Annotated in this window: 14 protein-coding genes and 1 other annotated feature; of the genes, 9 read left to right on the plus strand and 5 right to left on the minus strand. The window is 45.2% G+C overall.

Going from position 1 to position 14,148, the window contains the following annotated elements; all coding sequences use genetic code 11:
- Window positions 1–42: 42 nt before the first annotated feature.
- Window positions 43–606 carry an FAD-dependent oxidoreductase gene (locus tag ACH0QE_RS18565; protein WP_415801969.1) on the plus strand — a complete coding sequence of 188 codons (564 nt, stop codon included), beginning with the start codon at window positions 43–45 and terminating at the stop codon, window positions 604–606.
- 61 nt (window positions 607–667) lie between these two features.
- Here ACH0QE_RS18565 and ACH0QE_RS18570 read toward each other — a convergent pair whose 3' ends face one another.
- Window positions 668–934, minus strand: coding sequence for a DUF2188 domain-containing protein (locus tag ACH0QE_RS18570; protein ID WP_415801970.1), 267 nt, complete (start codon window positions 932–934; stop codon window positions 668–670).
- A gap of 91 nt (window positions 935–1,025) precedes the next feature.
- Window positions 1,026–1,577, minus strand: a complete 552-nt coding sequence (locus ACH0QE_RS18575) for a DUF6944 family repetitive protein (protein WP_415801971.1) — start codon at window positions 1,575–1,577, stop codon at window positions 1,026–1,028.
- Window positions 1,578–1,760: 183 nt separating this feature from the next.
- On the opposite strand from ACH0QE_RS18575, the gene ACH0QE_RS18580 reads away from it, so the two are divergent.
- From ACH0QE_RS18580 to ACH0QE_RS18590, 3 genes are all read left to right on the plus strand, one after another.
- The gene (locus ACH0QE_RS18580; protein ID WP_415801972.1) at window positions 1,761–2,189 is read left to right on the plus strand and encodes a cell wall hydrolase; all 429 of its coding nucleotides are present in this window, start codon (window positions 1,761–1,763) and stop codon (window positions 2,187–2,189) included.
- A 149-nt stretch (window positions 2,190–2,338) separates the two neighbouring features.
- Entirely contained in the window at window positions 2,339–2,794 is a 456-nt protein-coding gene (locus tag ACH0QE_RS18585; protein ID WP_415801973.1) for a MarR family winged helix-turn-helix transcriptional regulator, read from the plus strand.
- A gap of 2 nt (window positions 2,795–2,796) precedes the next feature.
- On the plus strand, window positions 2,797–5,916 hold the full coding sequence (locus ACH0QE_RS18590) for an MMPL family transporter (protein WP_415801974.1): 3,120 nt from the start codon (window positions 2,797–2,799) through the stop codon (window positions 5,914–5,916).
- Window positions 5,917–5,978: 62 nt separating this feature from the next.
- Here ACH0QE_RS18590 and ACH0QE_RS18595 read toward each other — a convergent pair whose 3' ends face one another.
- Window positions 5,979–6,611 carry a DsbA family oxidoreductase gene (locus ACH0QE_RS18595; RefSeq protein ID WP_415801975.1) on the minus strand — a complete coding sequence of 211 codons (633 nt, stop codon included), beginning with the start codon at window positions 6,609–6,611 and terminating at the stop codon, window positions 5,979–5,981.
- A gap of 214 nt (window positions 6,612–6,825) precedes the next feature.
- Here ACH0QE_RS18595 and ACH0QE_RS18600 point away from each other — a divergent pair, with 214 nt between their 5' ends.
- On the plus strand, window positions 6,826–7,368 hold the full coding sequence (locus ACH0QE_RS18600) for a GNAT family N-acetyltransferase (RefSeq protein WP_415801976.1): 543 nt from the start codon (window positions 6,826–6,828) through the stop codon (window positions 7,366–7,368).
- A 47-nt stretch (window positions 7,369–7,415) separates the two neighbouring features.
- Here the strand turns inward: ACH0QE_RS18600 and brnQ are convergent, their stop codons facing one another.
- Window positions 7,416–8,747 carry a branched-chain amino acid transport system II carrier protein gene (gene brnQ, locus ACH0QE_RS18605; RefSeq protein WP_415801977.1) on the minus strand — a complete coding sequence of 444 codons (1,332 nt, stop codon included), beginning with the start codon at window positions 8,745–8,747 and terminating at the stop codon, window positions 7,416–7,418.
- Between the two features lie 96 nt (window positions 8,748–8,843).
- Window positions 8,844–9,087: a binding site (T-box leader), on the minus strand.
- 165 nt (window positions 9,088–9,252) lie between these two features.
- On the opposite strand from brnQ, the gene ACH0QE_RS18610 reads away from it, so the two are divergent.
- The 3 genes from ACH0QE_RS18610 to ACH0QE_RS18620 are packed head-to-tail and all read left to right on the plus strand — an operon-like array spanning window position 9,253 to window position 10,763.
- Window positions 9,253–10,161, plus strand: a complete 909-nt coding sequence (locus ACH0QE_RS18610) for a selenium metabolism-associated LysR family transcriptional regulator (protein ID WP_415801978.1) — start codon at window positions 9,253–9,255, stop codon at window positions 10,159–10,161.
- Between the two features lie 55 nt (window positions 10,162–10,216).
- Window positions 10,217–10,489: a ubiquitin-like small modifier protein 1 gene (locus ACH0QE_RS18615; RefSeq protein ID WP_415801979.1), complete on the plus strand. Its 273-nt coding sequence runs from the start codon at window positions 10,217–10,219 to the stop codon at window positions 10,487–10,489.
- Between the two features lies 1 nt (window position 10,490).
- On the plus strand, window positions 10,491–10,763 hold the full coding sequence (locus ACH0QE_RS18620; protein ID WP_415801980.1) for a hypothetical protein: 273 nt from the start codon (window positions 10,491–10,493) through the stop codon (window positions 10,761–10,763).
- A gap of 336 nt (window positions 10,764–11,099) precedes the next feature.
- On the opposite strand, the gene ACH0QE_RS18625 is transcribed toward ACH0QE_RS18620, so the two are convergent.
- On the minus strand, window positions 11,100–12,941 hold the full coding sequence (locus tag ACH0QE_RS18625; RefSeq protein WP_415801981.1) for an aldehyde ferredoxin oxidoreductase family protein: 1,842 nt from the start codon (window positions 12,939–12,941) through the stop codon (window positions 11,100–11,102).
- 145 nt (window positions 12,942–13,086) lie between these two features.
- Between ACH0QE_RS18625 and ACH0QE_RS18630 the strand changes: the two genes are divergently transcribed.
- Window positions 13,087–14,115 (plus strand): ThiF family adenylyltransferase, encoded by a 1,029-nt coding sequence (locus ACH0QE_RS18630; RefSeq protein ID WP_415801982.1) that lies wholly within the window; start codon window positions 13,087–13,089, stop codon window positions 14,113–14,115.
- Window positions 14,116–14,148: the final 33 nt, after the last annotated feature.

Genomic DNA, 14,148 nt, shown 5'->3' on the forward strand with positions numbered 1-14,148 from the left:
TGTTATGATTATATTGAAATAAAGAAAAGGAGGAATTTTCCTATGTATGATGTAGCAATTATCGGAGCAGGCCCCGCTGGTGGAAGCGCAGCAATTTTCACAGCAAAGGCTGGCAAAAAAACAATCGTGCTGGACAACAATAAAAGCGTAACGAAGCGTGCCTGGATGGAGAACCACTATGGGGCTCCTGAAATCGCAGGACCTGACTTAGTTGAAACTGGCATCAAGCAAGCGAAAAAATTTGGTGCTGAGTTCGTAGAAAAGACTGTGACTTCTGTAAGCAAAACAGACAGTGGCGTTAAAGTCGTAACTGAAAACGGCGAGTATGAAGCAAAGTATGTCATCATCGCGTCAGGCATGATGACGGATGTAGCTGAAGCATCAGGTCTTGCAACTAAAGATGGCACTGAGCCAAGAATCAAGACTATTTTCGATGTCGATGCTGCCGGAAAAACAAATGTTGAAGGCGTTTGGGCTGCAGGCACTTGCGCAGGCGTCAGCATGCACACGATCATCACTGCTGGCGATGGAGCCAAAGTAGCGATCAACGTGATCAGCGAGCTGAACGGTGAGCGTTATGTCGATCATGATGTTTTAAAAGCTTAATAGACTTAAAGCCTTGCATCAATCTGCAAGGCTTTTGTTATAGTGTATTTTTGCGAGAAAATCAGTTGCTGTAATTGTACTGATCTTCTATCTTCCCATCTTCATCATGAATGTATGCCATCGTGCCAGCTGCTTCAGCCATTCGTTTTGCTTCACTCACAGCTTCGGATCTTGAGTCGGTCGTAAGCTCTGGATCATCCTGGCCTTCCTTCTTGACAGCCCAGCCCTGTTCGTCATGAGGCACAGCATGGAATCGTGCATCATCTGTACCAGCACGGTCCTTAAAATATTCCTCACGTTCCATTCCATTCTCCTGATTCTTTGCCATGTAAAATACCTCCTCGAATGCTGGATTACCTAATAAAGGTATTATGAATTTACCCAGGCTGTGTTGAAGAAAACAAGAATATTTCTGCTTCTTACCCAGTTTCATCCAAATAATCTATTGTGGAACCAACTGCCTCAATAATGGAGCCTGTAGCCTGAATCCAGCTCCCGGCTGTATTGATATTTTTCCCTTCCCCACCCTGAAGCTCGATGATGCCTGAGATCGCTTGCATTGAATTCCCGATGATTTGAAGCAAGCTTCCATATAAATGGTAGAGTGACACAACGGAATGCCCATTTGCTAAAGTGTCTTTAAGGACGGCGTTGCCTCCGAGTGCCTGCATCAGATTGCCTTTGATATCCAGCTCCTGTTCCGTTTCATCATCCACAGGAAGAAGAATGCCCGCAACCACCGTAATATTACCTGCCGACTGGATCATGTTTCCAATCTTCTCCATTGTAAAATAGAGCTCGCTGTCTGCAATCAATGCATTACCCAAAGCCTGAAGCTCGTTTCCCCACAGGTTAAGGCTGGTCAGCTGGCCTTCGGTAAAATTCTTGAAAGGGGTGCTTCCAATTGCCGCAAGAGTAGTTCCGGATGCCTGAATCCAGGCGCCAAAAAGTTCCTTTCGCTCATTTTTCATGATTATCGCCGCCTTCGTCCTGATATCATCTTATACAGTTCGAATGCAATACGTTATGCAAAAGAACAAGAAATCCGTATAGCCCAAGCTCTTGAATAATAGGAATAGAAATGAAGGAGTGTAGCCCGGAAACAGGAGGGTTATTCAACTGTGTATTGAGAATCCGATGGTGGAGGTTATGCCATGGCAGTAGTAAAGCATACGGAGGCTGATGTCGATCTGTTGGCGCGCTTGTTAAGAGCAGAGGCTGAGGGTGAAGGGCAACAGGGAATGCTGATGGTAGGAAACGTAGGGATCAACCGGATACGGGCGAACTGTTCAGATTTCAAAGGATTAAGGACTGTTCCACAGATGATTTACCAGGAACATGCATTTGAAGCAACACAAAAGGGTTATTTTTATCAGCGGGCAAGAGAGTCCGAAAAGAGACTCGCGAGGCGTGTGCTTAAAGGTGAGAGGATTTGGCCGTCAAAATATAGCCTTTGGTATTTCCGTCCGCCAGGGGATTGTCCGCCGACATGGTACAATCAGCCGCATGTTGGCCGGTTTAAGCTTCATTGTTTTTATGAACCAACAGGCGAAGAGTGTGCGAATATTTATAACACCTTTTAAATAGCTGGACTGTCTGGATTAAACCTGGCAGTCCTTTTTGTTTTCATATTGACATAGAAAGTGATTAGGATTAAAGTTAAAAAAGTTAATAGTTAAACGGTTGAACAGTTAAACAATGGAATAAGTTTTTGCGAGGTGAATATATAAACATGTGTGATAAATCAATCAAGGATTTAGTTGACCATTATATCCATGTTTCATTTTCGGTCAACAAGGTTGCCGAGGGAATGATCAAGGAAGAAATAGGTTCAGACCTGACCAATGACCAGCACTATACACTGCGTTATATCAATAAGGTTGGCACTTGTACATCCTCCGAGCTGGCGGAAGTTTTTGATGTAAAAAAGAGCGCAATCACAGCGATCATCACTCGATTGTGGGAGAAAGGCCTCATCCAGAGAACGAGGGATGAAAATGACCGGCGTCTGGTTTATCTGGCTTTGACTGACAAAGGAAATGAACTGTTCCAAAAGACCGAGGAGCGGATCCACGCCCTGGTTGAATCGTTTATTACACAGTTCGATCAGGATGAAATCGTCCAGTTCCTGAAGACCTACGACAAACTGAATGAAATTTTAACAGAAAGAAAGAACAGGGTGGAATAAACATGAATTTTATCATTAAACAGAAATGGTTTGTCATCATCATATGGATTTTGGTTGCTGCAGGCTTGTTCATGGCTGCGCCGAATATGGCAGATCTTGTCAGGGAAAAAGGACAGATTACCGTGCCTGACGAGTACTCGTCAACATTGGCCGGTAAAATTATGGATGACGTAAGGAAACAAGAAGGTGGAGGGGATGATACCCAGGTCGCACTTGTTTTCCATAGTGAAAAGAAATTGACCCAGGAAGAGATCAAGGAAGCGGAGAAAGCAATCCGAGAGCTTGAAGCAAATAGTGAAGAAATCGGGATAACCGATATCCTGACACATTTTAATGAAGAGAGCTTGAAGGATCAGCTTGTTTCCGATGATGGAAAATCGATCCTGACTTCAGTCACGGTCAACTGGAATGACCGCGAACCGAGCGATGTCAGCAAGCTGCTTTATGAAACAATCGAGGATGTTAAAGTCGATCACTACTATACAAGTCAATGGCTCATCAACGAGGATTTGATGAACAGCTCTGAAGAAGGGTTGAAGAAGACAGAAGGAATCACGGTTGTCTTCATCCTTGTTGTGCTGCTGCTCGTGTTCAGATCAGTCGTCGCTCCTGTCATTCCGTTACTGACAGTCGGGATGTCCTACCTTGTTTCACAATCAATCGTAGCGATGCTTGTTGATCAATTCGATTTCCCGCTTTCGAACTATACACAGATTTTCCTTGTGGCCGTTTTGTTCGGGATCGGGACGGATTACTGTATCTTGCTGCTCAGCCGCTTTAAGGAAGAGATGGCGCATAATGAAAGCGTGCCGGCGGCGATCGTGGCAACGTACAAGAACGCGGGACGCACAGTATTTTTCAGTGGTGTAGCGGTTATGATCGGTTTTGCCGCGATTGGCTTCTCGCAATTCATTCTGTATCAATCTGCTGCAGCCGTAGCGATTGGTGTCGCGATGCTTTTGCTTGGATTATTCACTATTGTCCCATTTTTTATGGCGGTATTAGGACAAAAGATATTCTGGCCTTCTAAACAAAGCGCCGAACATGGTGAAAGCAAGTTATGGGGAACGGTCGGCAGCTTTTCACTAGCTCGTCCATTCTTCAGCCTTCTGATTGTAGCGGCGGTATGCGTACCGTTCCTGTTTGCCTACGATGGAGAGTTAAGTTATAACTCATTGGATGAAATCAGCGGCGATGTAAACTCAATCAAAGCCTTTAACGCCATTGCTGACAGTTTTGGACCTGGTGAATCAATGCCGACACAGGTCATCTTGAAAAATGACGAGAGAATGGATTCAGCTGAATACATCGAGCTGGCTGAGAAAATCAGCTCCGAATTGGAAAAGGTCGACCTAGTTGATACAGTACGTTCGGTCACCAGACCAACAGGTGAACCAATTGAAGACTTTTTTGTTTCGAAGCAGGCAGAAACCCTGGGTTCAGGACTTGGAGAAGGAAGAGAAGGCCTGGATAAAATCAGCGAAGGTCTTCAGGAAGCAGAATCTGAGCTGTCCAAATCTGCCCCAGAGCTGGAAGGTGCTGCTGACGGAATCAATCAATTAATTAATGGCACAACTGAAATTAAATCAGGTCTTGGTGAAATCCAGACCAACCTGGCAAAAATCGAAAACGGCATCCGCCAGGGATCTGCTGGTTCTGATCAGATTCAGGCTGGGTTATCGGAAGCAAAGGCTGGAGCAGAGGAGTTACTGGCTGGGTATCAGGAGCTTCAGTCTAAATATGTGGAGATGCAGACAGGTCTGGCACAACTTGAGGCTGGCTATAAGGAGGCAGGGGCTGGCGTTGCTCAGCTATCAAGTGGAATCTCGGAAAAAAATGGCGAGCTATTTGGTTATTTGGAAAATAGAGATGCTACCTTACAGTCAGATGAGAATTATCAAAAATTAAAATATGCACTAGGTATTTACCAGCAAAATTTAGCTGAAGCATCTAAGGGGATAAATGGATTAAATCAAAACCTTGCGCTGATTACCGGCGGCATGGCAAAAGCAAATGAAGCCTTCGCCGGAGCGCTGGCACAGCAAGCTAATTTTGGTCCTGGCCTTCAACAGCTTATCGACGGAATTGAGCAGCAACAGGCAGGATTGAATCAGCTCGCTGACGGACAGGGTCAGATCGTCGATAATTTCCCTAAGCTGACAAATGGTTTGACTGGAATCAACGCCGGACAGCAGCAGTTGCTTGCAGGATTTGGCGGTCTTGGAGGCCAGTTGAGCCAGCTAACAGATGGTCTCAGTCAGAGTACAGATGGCTTGAACCAGGTATCTGAAGGTCTTGGCTCTGCGCAGGAATATCTGGATGGTCTGGCTGAATCGGATTTGAACAGCTTCTATTTGCCGGCTGATGTTCTTGAGAGCGAGGATTTCGCACAGGTATTTGATGTTTATATGTCAAACGACCGTAAAGTCATGACGATGGATGTCATTTTTGAAGCGAATCCTTATTCAAATGAGGCAATGGCTCAGGTGGCTGAAATCGAGGCAGCAGTCGAGCGTGCGACGAAAGGAACGAAGCTTGAGAATGCAGATGTGGCTATCGGCGGCATCACGAGTACGAATGCAGACCTTGATACAATGTCCGGACAGGATTACTCCCGTACGGTCATCTTGATGCTGCTGGGGATTGGAATCATCCTGGTATTCCTGTTCCGTTCAATCATTATGCCAATTTACATCATTGGCTCACTGATTTTAACCTATTATACGGCAATGGCTGTCAACGAGGTGATCTATGTTGATATCCTGGGTTACTCAGGCATCAGCTGGGCAGTACCGTTCTTTGCGTTTGTCATCCTTGTGGCCCTTGGCGTAGACTACAGCATCTTCTTGATGGACCGTTTCAATGAATATAAGAATCTATCAATCTCGGAAGCGATGCTTCTTTCGATGAAAAAGATGGGGACTGTTATCATTTCTGCGGCCATCATCCTCGGCGGAACATTCGCGGCGATGATGCCATCAGGAATGATGTCCTTGCTGCAAATCGCATCGATCCTCCTGGTAGGATTGTTCTTATACGCCTTCATCATGCTGCCGCTGTTCATTCCGGTATTGGTGAAGAACTTCGGCGAAGCAAACTGGTGGCCGTTTAAAAGAGCATAGTTAATTAGAATAGAAAATACATGAAGAGAGGCAGACCACTTTGTGGCTGCCTCTTTCAGCTATTAGCATCCATCTACTCCGCATGCTAAACCATCATCTGAGTCTCCCATTTCTGATTGTATAATTTGTTCCAGTGCTTCTTTGGATCTCATCCCTGGAACGACCCTGTCACCGATGATAAATGTAGGAACAGCGGTTATATCCACCTCGTTATAGGCGTGGTGAAGAGCTTGCTGATGGACCTCTTTATATTTCCTTGTTTCCAATGCTTCACGATACTCCGTTTCATCCAGGCCAATCTCTCCAGCAAGGCTCGTCAATACCTCGATGTCTCCAATATCCAGGCCTCTCTGAAAAAAAGCTCTGAGCATATGGTCGTTATACTCATTTCCTTTTCCATTCTCCTTCGCATACTGATAGCCCTCGAATGCCAGATGCGTATATGGCTGGGGAGATACATCGGGCAGGACGATATCGATTCCCATCCGTTCAGCCATTGGATAAACAGATTGGCTCCATGTGCTCTGCAGATAATGTTCTTCAGGCTTGAGCGTTTTGTTCGGATAAGGCCTTAATTCAAATGGCATCCATTCAAGTTGAACATCCTTTCCTTTTAACGCCTCCCTTAGCGGAAACTCCGCCAAAAAACAGAACGGTCAAACGTAATCAGAGTATATTTTGATCGGTAGTGTCATAGCAGCCTCCTGTAAAATTGTTATCTTTAGATTTTGTTTGGATTATACCTTTATGCGCAGGAGATAAACTTTCAGGAAAAATTTTTATTGCCTATATAACCCCCGGAAACCATAAGATGGAAATATCAAACTTAAAGGGGATAGAATATTGCGTATATTTAACTTGTTTTTTTCAGATGAAGAGGTGAAATTAACTAGAATAGGAGAAAAAATAATGACAACAAATCTTTTTCGTGGACAAATGCTAAAACTTTCTGCTAAAAGGGAAGGGGATACAGAAATCATCGCTTCTTGGGATGAAGATCCGGAGTACCTGAGGAATGTTGACACAGATATTGCGATACCGCGCCCGGTTGAACATTTTGAAGGTGAGGGTGATCCTGGTTCGAACAGCTTTTACTTCCGCTTAAGGACTATAGAGGATGACAGGCTGATTGGTTTTATTGTCATCCATAGCATCGAATGGAATAACAGGGCAGGAATGCTTGCAATGGGCATCGGCAACGCTAATGATCGAGGTAAAGGGTACGGATCCGAAGCATTACAGCTCCTCCTTCGCTATGCATTCCATGAACTGAACTTGAACCGGGTTGGCCTGGACGTCATTGAATATAATGAGCGGGGGATACGCGCTTATCAAAAAGCTGGCTTTCAAGTCGAGGGCAGGATCAGACAAGCAGTCAATCGTGATGGCAAAATTTACGATCGAATCAATATGGGAATCCTGCGGTCGGAGTGGGAAGAAATCTTTCTGTAAAAAATAATGGACCGGGCATACTTCATGCCCGGTCCATTTCATTCCTTTTACTCTGAAGCTGTCTTTAACTCTTTAGTCGATACCAGCCTGTCAAAACCCCAACCAGCGAGTGCTCCAACTAGCGCAGGCAGAAGCCAGCCCAATCCCTCCGCATAAAGCGGCAGTGATTTTAAAAGTGAAGCCAGTGCTTCTGATTCAACTCCGAATGTCTTTAAACCGTCAACTACGCTAACAAGTGTGGTTGCAAACACCGCCCCGACATATACTCCGCGTGCTCCCTTGAAGAAACGGTCCAGGAAGGATAGGATAACAAGCACGATTGTGATCGGATAAAGAACGATCAAAACGGGTACCGAGATCGAAATGATCTGGTTAAGCCCAAGATTCGCGATCAATAAGCTGACCAATGTTACAACTAATGTGAAAGTCTTATAAGGAACCTTTGGCATCATCTTGGCGAAAAATTGGCTTGTCGCTGCTACAAGGCCAACTGCCGTTGTAAAGCAGGCAAGCGTGACAATCAAGCCGAGCAGCAGCATGCCAGGTGCCTCGAACATCAGCTTTGCGGATTCTGTTAAAATCGTACCGCCATTTTCGTATTCACCAACGGAGGCCATTTTAGCTCCAAGAAGACCGACAGTTACATAGACAAAAGCTAACCCGATGCCTGCAATTATGCCAGCTTTCAATGTTTCCCGTACAACCTGCTTGCGTTCCAGTGCTTTTTTCTGCTGGACCGCTCCAACAACAATGATTCCGAAGGCCAATGCGGCAATTGTATCCATTGTCAGGTATCCTTCCAGGAACCCGGTTGCAAAAGGTGCTGCTGCATATTTATCAGAAACCTCTCCAAACGAACCGTCGAGTTTGAATAAGCTGCCAATTACGAGCAGGACGATGGCAGCAAGCAAAATTGGTGTCAGGATGCTGCCAATTCGTTCAACCATTTTTGAAGGGTTTAACGTAACCCAGTAAACGAGTGTGAAAAAGACTAAAGTAAACAGTAAAAGTGCCAGGGAATTTGCTCCGGATTCCCCAAGGAACGGCTTAACGGACATTTCAAAAGCGACATTGGCGCTTCTTGGAATACCGAAGAAAGGCCCGATCGACAAATAAACAGCAGCGCTGAAAACGACTGCGAATACAGGATGAACCTTTGACCCGATTTCTTTTAATCCATCCTTAGCCATTGAAATGACAACAACAGTCAATAATGGCAGTCCAACTCCGGTTACAACAAAACCAAGCATCGCTGGCCAGAAGTTCGCTCCAGCTTCCTGTCCTAAAAATGGCGGGAAAATTAAATTCCCTGCTCCAAAAAATAATGCAAATAACATCAGACCGATTGTGAGTGTTTCTTTACCTCTTAAGCTTCCCATTCTTTTTCTCCTCCTAATATAATGTTTTGGCACTGAGAGTATAGGAAATTCGGAACGAAATGTTATAATTTGAAAAACAAAAAACTCGTCCCTAAAAATAGGGACGAGTTGCGCTCGCGTTACCACCCTGATTCCGCACAAACATGCGGCTCTCATCAACGTACCATCATACGTGTTCCGTTTAACGGCGGACAAGCCGGCAAAAGCCTACTATAACTATGTTTCAGCTTTGCATCTCAGAGATGATGTTCCTCTATTATCTGAACACCGGCTTGCAGCAAATCACCGGCTCTCTGTGGATCAGTTTCCATAAAGGACGTGTTCTCGTCATCGATTTTTATTATTGTAAAATATATTTACAAGAACTATATTAATATTCAGATAATAATATGTCAATACTATTTTTACTGGTAATTTCAAGATATTAAATAACTTGCCCAATACATGCCACTTCTATATTAAAATTAGTATATAAAAAGTCGGAAAAGTAGATGGAGTAAATATTATGAATCTAAAAAAACTAGAAGCCTTCATGATGGTCGTCGAAAAGAATAGTTTTTCCGAGGCAGCGGCTGCGCTTAAAAGTTCCCAGCCTTCTGTGAGCCTGAAAATCAAAAGCCTTGAAGATGAGCTTGGTTTTGAACTGCTTGACAGGGGAGCGGCAGGAATCAGGCCGACGCCTGCAGGAATGGTTGTTTATACAGCGGCAAAGGATATTGCCAATCGGTGGAGGACGCTTGAGGACGAACTCGGTGAATTTAAGGGGACCCTGACAGGCACACTGACAATTGGTGCGAGTACCATTCCTGGAACCTACTTGCTTCCTGTCTGGGTTAAAAACTTTCGCAGCCTTTTTCCAAAGGTGGATGTCAAAATCGAAATCGGTGATTCGAAAAAGGTCCTTGAAAAACTGCAGAACCACCAGATTGATGCTGCAATCATCGGAATGAAGGTCGAGTCCCGATTATTAAAAAGCAATTCTGTTGCCGTTGATTCTCTAGTTTTAGTCACTCCAGAAGATCACCCATTAGTCCATACGGCATCAGCAGACTTTATGCAAATTCAACAATATGATTTCGTCCTCCGTGAAGAAGGGTCGGGCACTCGCAAAATGATGGAGCGTTACTTAGCCGAAAAAGGCCTGTCACTTGAAGATTTAAAAGTTGCCGTATCCATCGGAAGCACAGAGTCCGTCATCGCTGCGGTTGAAGCAGGACTGGGCATCAGCTTTATTTCCAAGCTGGCGGCAATGCCTGCAGAAAGAGCCGGACGCATAAAAATCGTCGATACCTTCGAACCATACGAACGGGCATTTTATTTAGTGACCCATATAGATGCTGAAAACCGTCCGATGATCAGACAGTTCTCAGAAACAGTCGATGCAAAAGCGAAGATGCCGGACTCAAAGAGATAATGACATTTTTCATTTTTCAATTTATTATTATGTTAAGCAGAAAGGGGCGTTTGGGATGCAGGTTAAGGTATTTGCTAATCTGAGGGAGATTTGCGGAGGCGTAACAGTCGAAGTGAAGCCTGATGGAGACCGGGTAATGGATGTGCTGGATAAAATGTGCGAAATGTTCCCGGATTTGCACGAAGAAATTTATACAGAAGAGAAGACGCTCAAGCCATTTGTACATGTCTATATCAATGGCCGTAACATCGTTCATGATCAAGACCTTCAAACTCATGTAAAAGAAAGCGACCAGTTTGCTCTGTTCCCGCCGGTTGCCGGTGGTTGATATGGTTGATAGAATACTAGAATTTCGCGGAATTAACAGGGAGCATCTTGGCATGTATTTTGAAGAACTGGGCGGCAGGCTCATAACTGACTCCTTCCCGTTTGTGTATGAAGCAGACAGCTGGAGAGCGGAAATTTTAAGTGAGGATGAGCTTGCTTTTACAAAAACATTCATCGTTAATGCCGTACATATCCGTTTTGCGGCGGAAAGCCTGGAAAATCTCGAGCAGCTGATTAAAAATTACCGTTATAAAACAACCCGGGTTGGCGGGTAACAGAGGTTTCGGCAGACTTTTGCCGGAACCTTTTATTTTGTGCTAGAAAACTATTATTTTTAAGCTAAAATCGAGAATTTTCCGCTAAGTGGTCTTTAACTTCCTAATAGGAAGGGGGATTCACACCTCAAAGGAGTCCGCTTTAGAAGATATCGACCACATTTTGAATTTTATTGGCGAATTTGGAGATATTTCGACCACATTTTGAGTTTTATTGGCGAATTTTAAATTAATTCGACCACATTTCCAATTATTTCGACCAAGTTGCTCCATCCGCTTTATTCATGTCTATCAATATAAAAAACCAGGCAAATCGCCTGGTTTTCCTCAAAAATATTAAACTTCTTCTGTAGCTGGAGTTGTTTCTTCGCCAATGATGCCTAGTTCGCGAAGTTTTTCTTCTGTAACAACGCCATCTTTCCAGCCGCGGACATTATAGTAGTCATCCAGCATGATGTCCATGCGGGAAACAAGTCCTTCACTGTTGCCTGAAGCGCCTTCTTCAGTGAAGCGCTTTGGCAGGAAGTCGTCCTCACGCTTGTTGAAGCCAGCGAGGTTGTTGTAGTAACGCTCAAGGTTATAGATTCTTTCCCCTGCAAGCATGACATCATCAGCTGTCATTGGGATGCCTGTCATTGTGCTGTATTGCTCAGCATAGTGCTCTGCATTTTCAGAGAAAGAAGAGAACTTACAGATATTCATAGAGTCAGAGAATGAAAGCAGGTTCTGGAATACATTCAGAAGCTCAGCTTTGCCTTCTGCTACTGTACGGTCTGTCGGCTCAGGAATGCCGGCGATTTCAGATGCAATTGTGTAGCCGCGAAGGTGGCAGGCACCACGGTTACTTGTCGCATAGCCAAGGCCGATACCCTGGATACCGCGTGGATCGTAAGCTGGGATGGACTGGCCCTTAACTGACATAGACAGTTCTGGAACGCCCCATGCAGCTGTCGCGCGTGCAGGACCTTCAGCAAGGATGCCGCCGAAGCCTTCACGGAATGCGATTTTGCGAGCGATTTCAATCATGCCGTCAGCGTCGCCCCAATCAAGCTTCTGGTCAACGATGCCTTTTTCATAGGCTTCCATGGTCACAGAAATGGCGTGGCCAAGCTCGATTGTATCCATGCCGTATTCGTTACAGATGTCGATTAAGTATGCGATCGCTTCAGAGTCGCTCAATCCGCTGTTCGCACCAAGTGCCCATGCAGATTCGAACTCAAAGCTCTCTACGCGAGTCTTATATTTGCCTTCCTTGACTTCAACTTCAATTTTACAGCCAACCGGGCAAGCGTGGCATGTGTTGTTGGCAACAAGCAGGTGCTCGTTTACCCACTCACCAGAGTGCTTTTCTGCTTCATCCCAGTGTGTCAATTGAGAGTTGCGAGTTGGAAGCGCTCCCACTTCATTGATCAAGTTAGTAAGGACGTTTGTTCCATATACGGATAATCCGCCTTTGTTAGGAGCAGTCAGGCCGCCTTCAAGAATCGCTTTAACCGCTTTCTTGTTAGCCTGGTTGTAATCATCTTTTTGTGCCGGCTCAGGCATGTTGCCCTTTTGCGCTGCTTTGATGACGATTGCTTTCAATTTCTTGTAACCTGCTACCGCACCAGTACCGCCACGTCCAGCCGCACGATCATGCTCGTTCATGAAACCGGCAAAACGTACGCCGTTTTCGCCAGCCTGGCCGATTGTCATGACGCTTAAGTTTTCTTCGCCATGTGCATCTTTCAAAGACTGTACAGTCGCGCGCGTGCTCAATCCCCACAATTGAGAAGCGTCGCGGATCTCTGCCTTGCCGTCTTCGATATAAAGGTACACAGGCTTGTCACTCTTGCCTTTGAAAATTACGTTGTCGATTCCAGCCCACTTCAAGCGGGCAGCTGTCCATCCGCCCATGTGTGAGTCAGTAACCGTGCCAGTCAATGGAGACTTCGTCACGACTGCCAGACGTCCGCTCATCGATGAACGTGAACCCGTTACAGGTCCGGTCATGATGCACAGGATGTTTTCTTCTGACAAAGGCTCTACTTCAGGTCCGTTGTCAAGAACATACTTAACTCCAAGACCGCGGCCGCCGACATACTTTTTCACGTCGTCTTCATTGATGCCTCTGTAATCGACAGTGCCATTTGACAAGTCAACTATGACTTCTTTGTTTTTAAATCCCCCAAAATTCATCTTAACTAATCCACCTCTTTCATTTAGTATGGATAAAAAATAATACAAGAGGCCTATTTTCCTCTTAATCTTAAGTATAGTGAAAATTCAGCCTAAAAAAAAGCTTTATTTAAAGATATAATGAAATAGAAATGAGGGGATATGGATGAAAGATTTGGAGCGTTATTCAAGGCAGATTTTATTCCAGCCTATTGGAAGTGAAGGTCAGGAAAAACTTTTAAAAAGTTCTGCAGCCATTGTCGGCATGGGCGCGCTGGGTACCGTGATCTCGAATCATCTGGTCAGGTCAGGTGTCGGGCATGTCCGCATCATCGACCGTGATCTGGTGGAGCTTTCCAACCTCCAGCGCCAGACTCTCTATGATGAGGATGATGCGCGCGAAAACCTGCCGAAGGTCATCGCGGCTGAAAAAAAACTGAAAAAGATCAATTCAGAGGTAAAAGTAGAGGCTATCATTGCTGATTTGACGCTCGACAACGCAGAGGATCTGCTTGCAGGCTTTGATGTGATCGTCGATGGCACCGATAATTTCATGGCCCGTTATCTCATAAATGATGTTGCCGTCAAACATGGCATTCCGTGGGTTTATGGCGGCGCTGTCAGTTCACGTGGGATGTTTGCCGCTATTAAACCGGGGGAAACCCCTTGCTATCGTTGCTTATTCCCATCCGTTCCTGCTGGACTGGGAGAGACGTGCGACAGCATTGGTGTGCTTTCACCGATAACGGATATCATTGGATCCTTCGAAGCAGTCGAGGCACTCAAGCTGCTCGTCGGGGCAGAATCGAATCGGAATCTTGAACAGATGGATATCTGGTATAACTCCTTTTTACAAATGGACGTCAGCCAGGGGCGGAATCCAGAATGCCCGGCATGCGTCCATCATAATTACGAATTTTTAGACCGGTCCTCCGACCAGCAAATTAACTATGCATCATTATGCGGGCGCAACACCATCCAGATTAACCCGAGGCAAAAAACGAAACAGGACCTGGAGAAGCTCGCCGGCCGCCTGAAAAATAATGGCGAGGTCAAAGGAAATCCTTTCTTGCTCCGCTTCATGCCGGACGATGAGATCACAATGGTCATTTTCCAGGATGGGCGAGTGCTTGTACACGGCACGAATGATATGGTAAAAGCAAAATCCTATTATGCTAGATACATGGGTTCATAGATATTTAATAGAAGTTTGCAAGTAAAGTGAAAA

This window comes from Mesobacillus sp. (genome assembly GCF_047739415.1).
GTDB lineage: Bacteria > Bacillota > Bacilli > Bacillales > Cytobacillaceae > Mesobacillus.

Coding starts and splice junctions, on each gene's coding strand:
- ACH0QE_RS18600 (WP_415801976.1), top strand. CDS start 6,826: ATGACAACAAATCTTTTTCGTGGACAAATGCTAAAACTTTCTGCTAAA.
- ACH0QE_RS18610 (WP_415801978.1), top strand. CDS start 9,253: ATGAATCTAAAAAAACTAGAAGCCTTCATGATGGTCGTCGAAAAGAAT.
- ACH0QE_RS18570 (WP_415801970.1), bottom strand. CDS start 934: ATGGCAAAGAATCAGGAGAATGGAATGGAACGTGAGGAATATTTTAAG.
- ACH0QE_RS18630 (WP_415801982.1), top strand. CDS start 13,087: ATGAAAGATTTGGAGCGTTATTCAAGGCAGATTTTATTCCAGCCTATT.
- ACH0QE_RS18620 (WP_415801980.1), top strand. CDS start 10,491: ATGGTTGATAGAATACTAGAATTTCGCGGAATTAACAGGGAGCATCTT.
- ACH0QE_RS18615 (WP_415801979.1), top strand. CDS start 10,217: ATGCAGGTTAAGGTATTTGCTAATCTGAGGGAGATTTGCGGAGGCGTA.
- ACH0QE_RS18590 (WP_415801974.1), top strand. CDS start 2,797: ATGAATTTTATCATTAAACAGAAATGGTTTGTCATCATCATATGGATT.
- ACH0QE_RS18585 (WP_415801973.1), top strand. CDS start 2,339: ATGTGTGATAAATCAATCAAGGATTTAGTTGACCATTATATCCATGTT.
- ACH0QE_RS18565 (WP_415801969.1), top strand. CDS start 43: ATGTATGATGTAGCAATTATCGGAGCAGGCCCCGCTGGTGGAAGCGCA.
- brnQ (WP_415801977.1), bottom strand. CDS start 8,747: ATGGGAAGCTTAAGAGGTAAAGAAACACTCACAATCGGTCTGATGTTA.
- ACH0QE_RS18580 (WP_415801972.1), top strand. CDS start 1,761: ATGGCAGTAGTAAAGCATACGGAGGCTGATGTCGATCTGTTGGCGCGC.
- ACH0QE_RS18575 (WP_415801971.1), bottom strand. CDS start 1,577: ATGAAAAATGAGCGAAAGGAACTTTTTGGCGCCTGGATTCAGGCATCC.
- ACH0QE_RS18625 (WP_415801981.1), bottom strand. CDS start 12,941: ATGAATTTTGGGGGATTTAAAAACAAAGAAGTCATAGTTGACTTGTCA.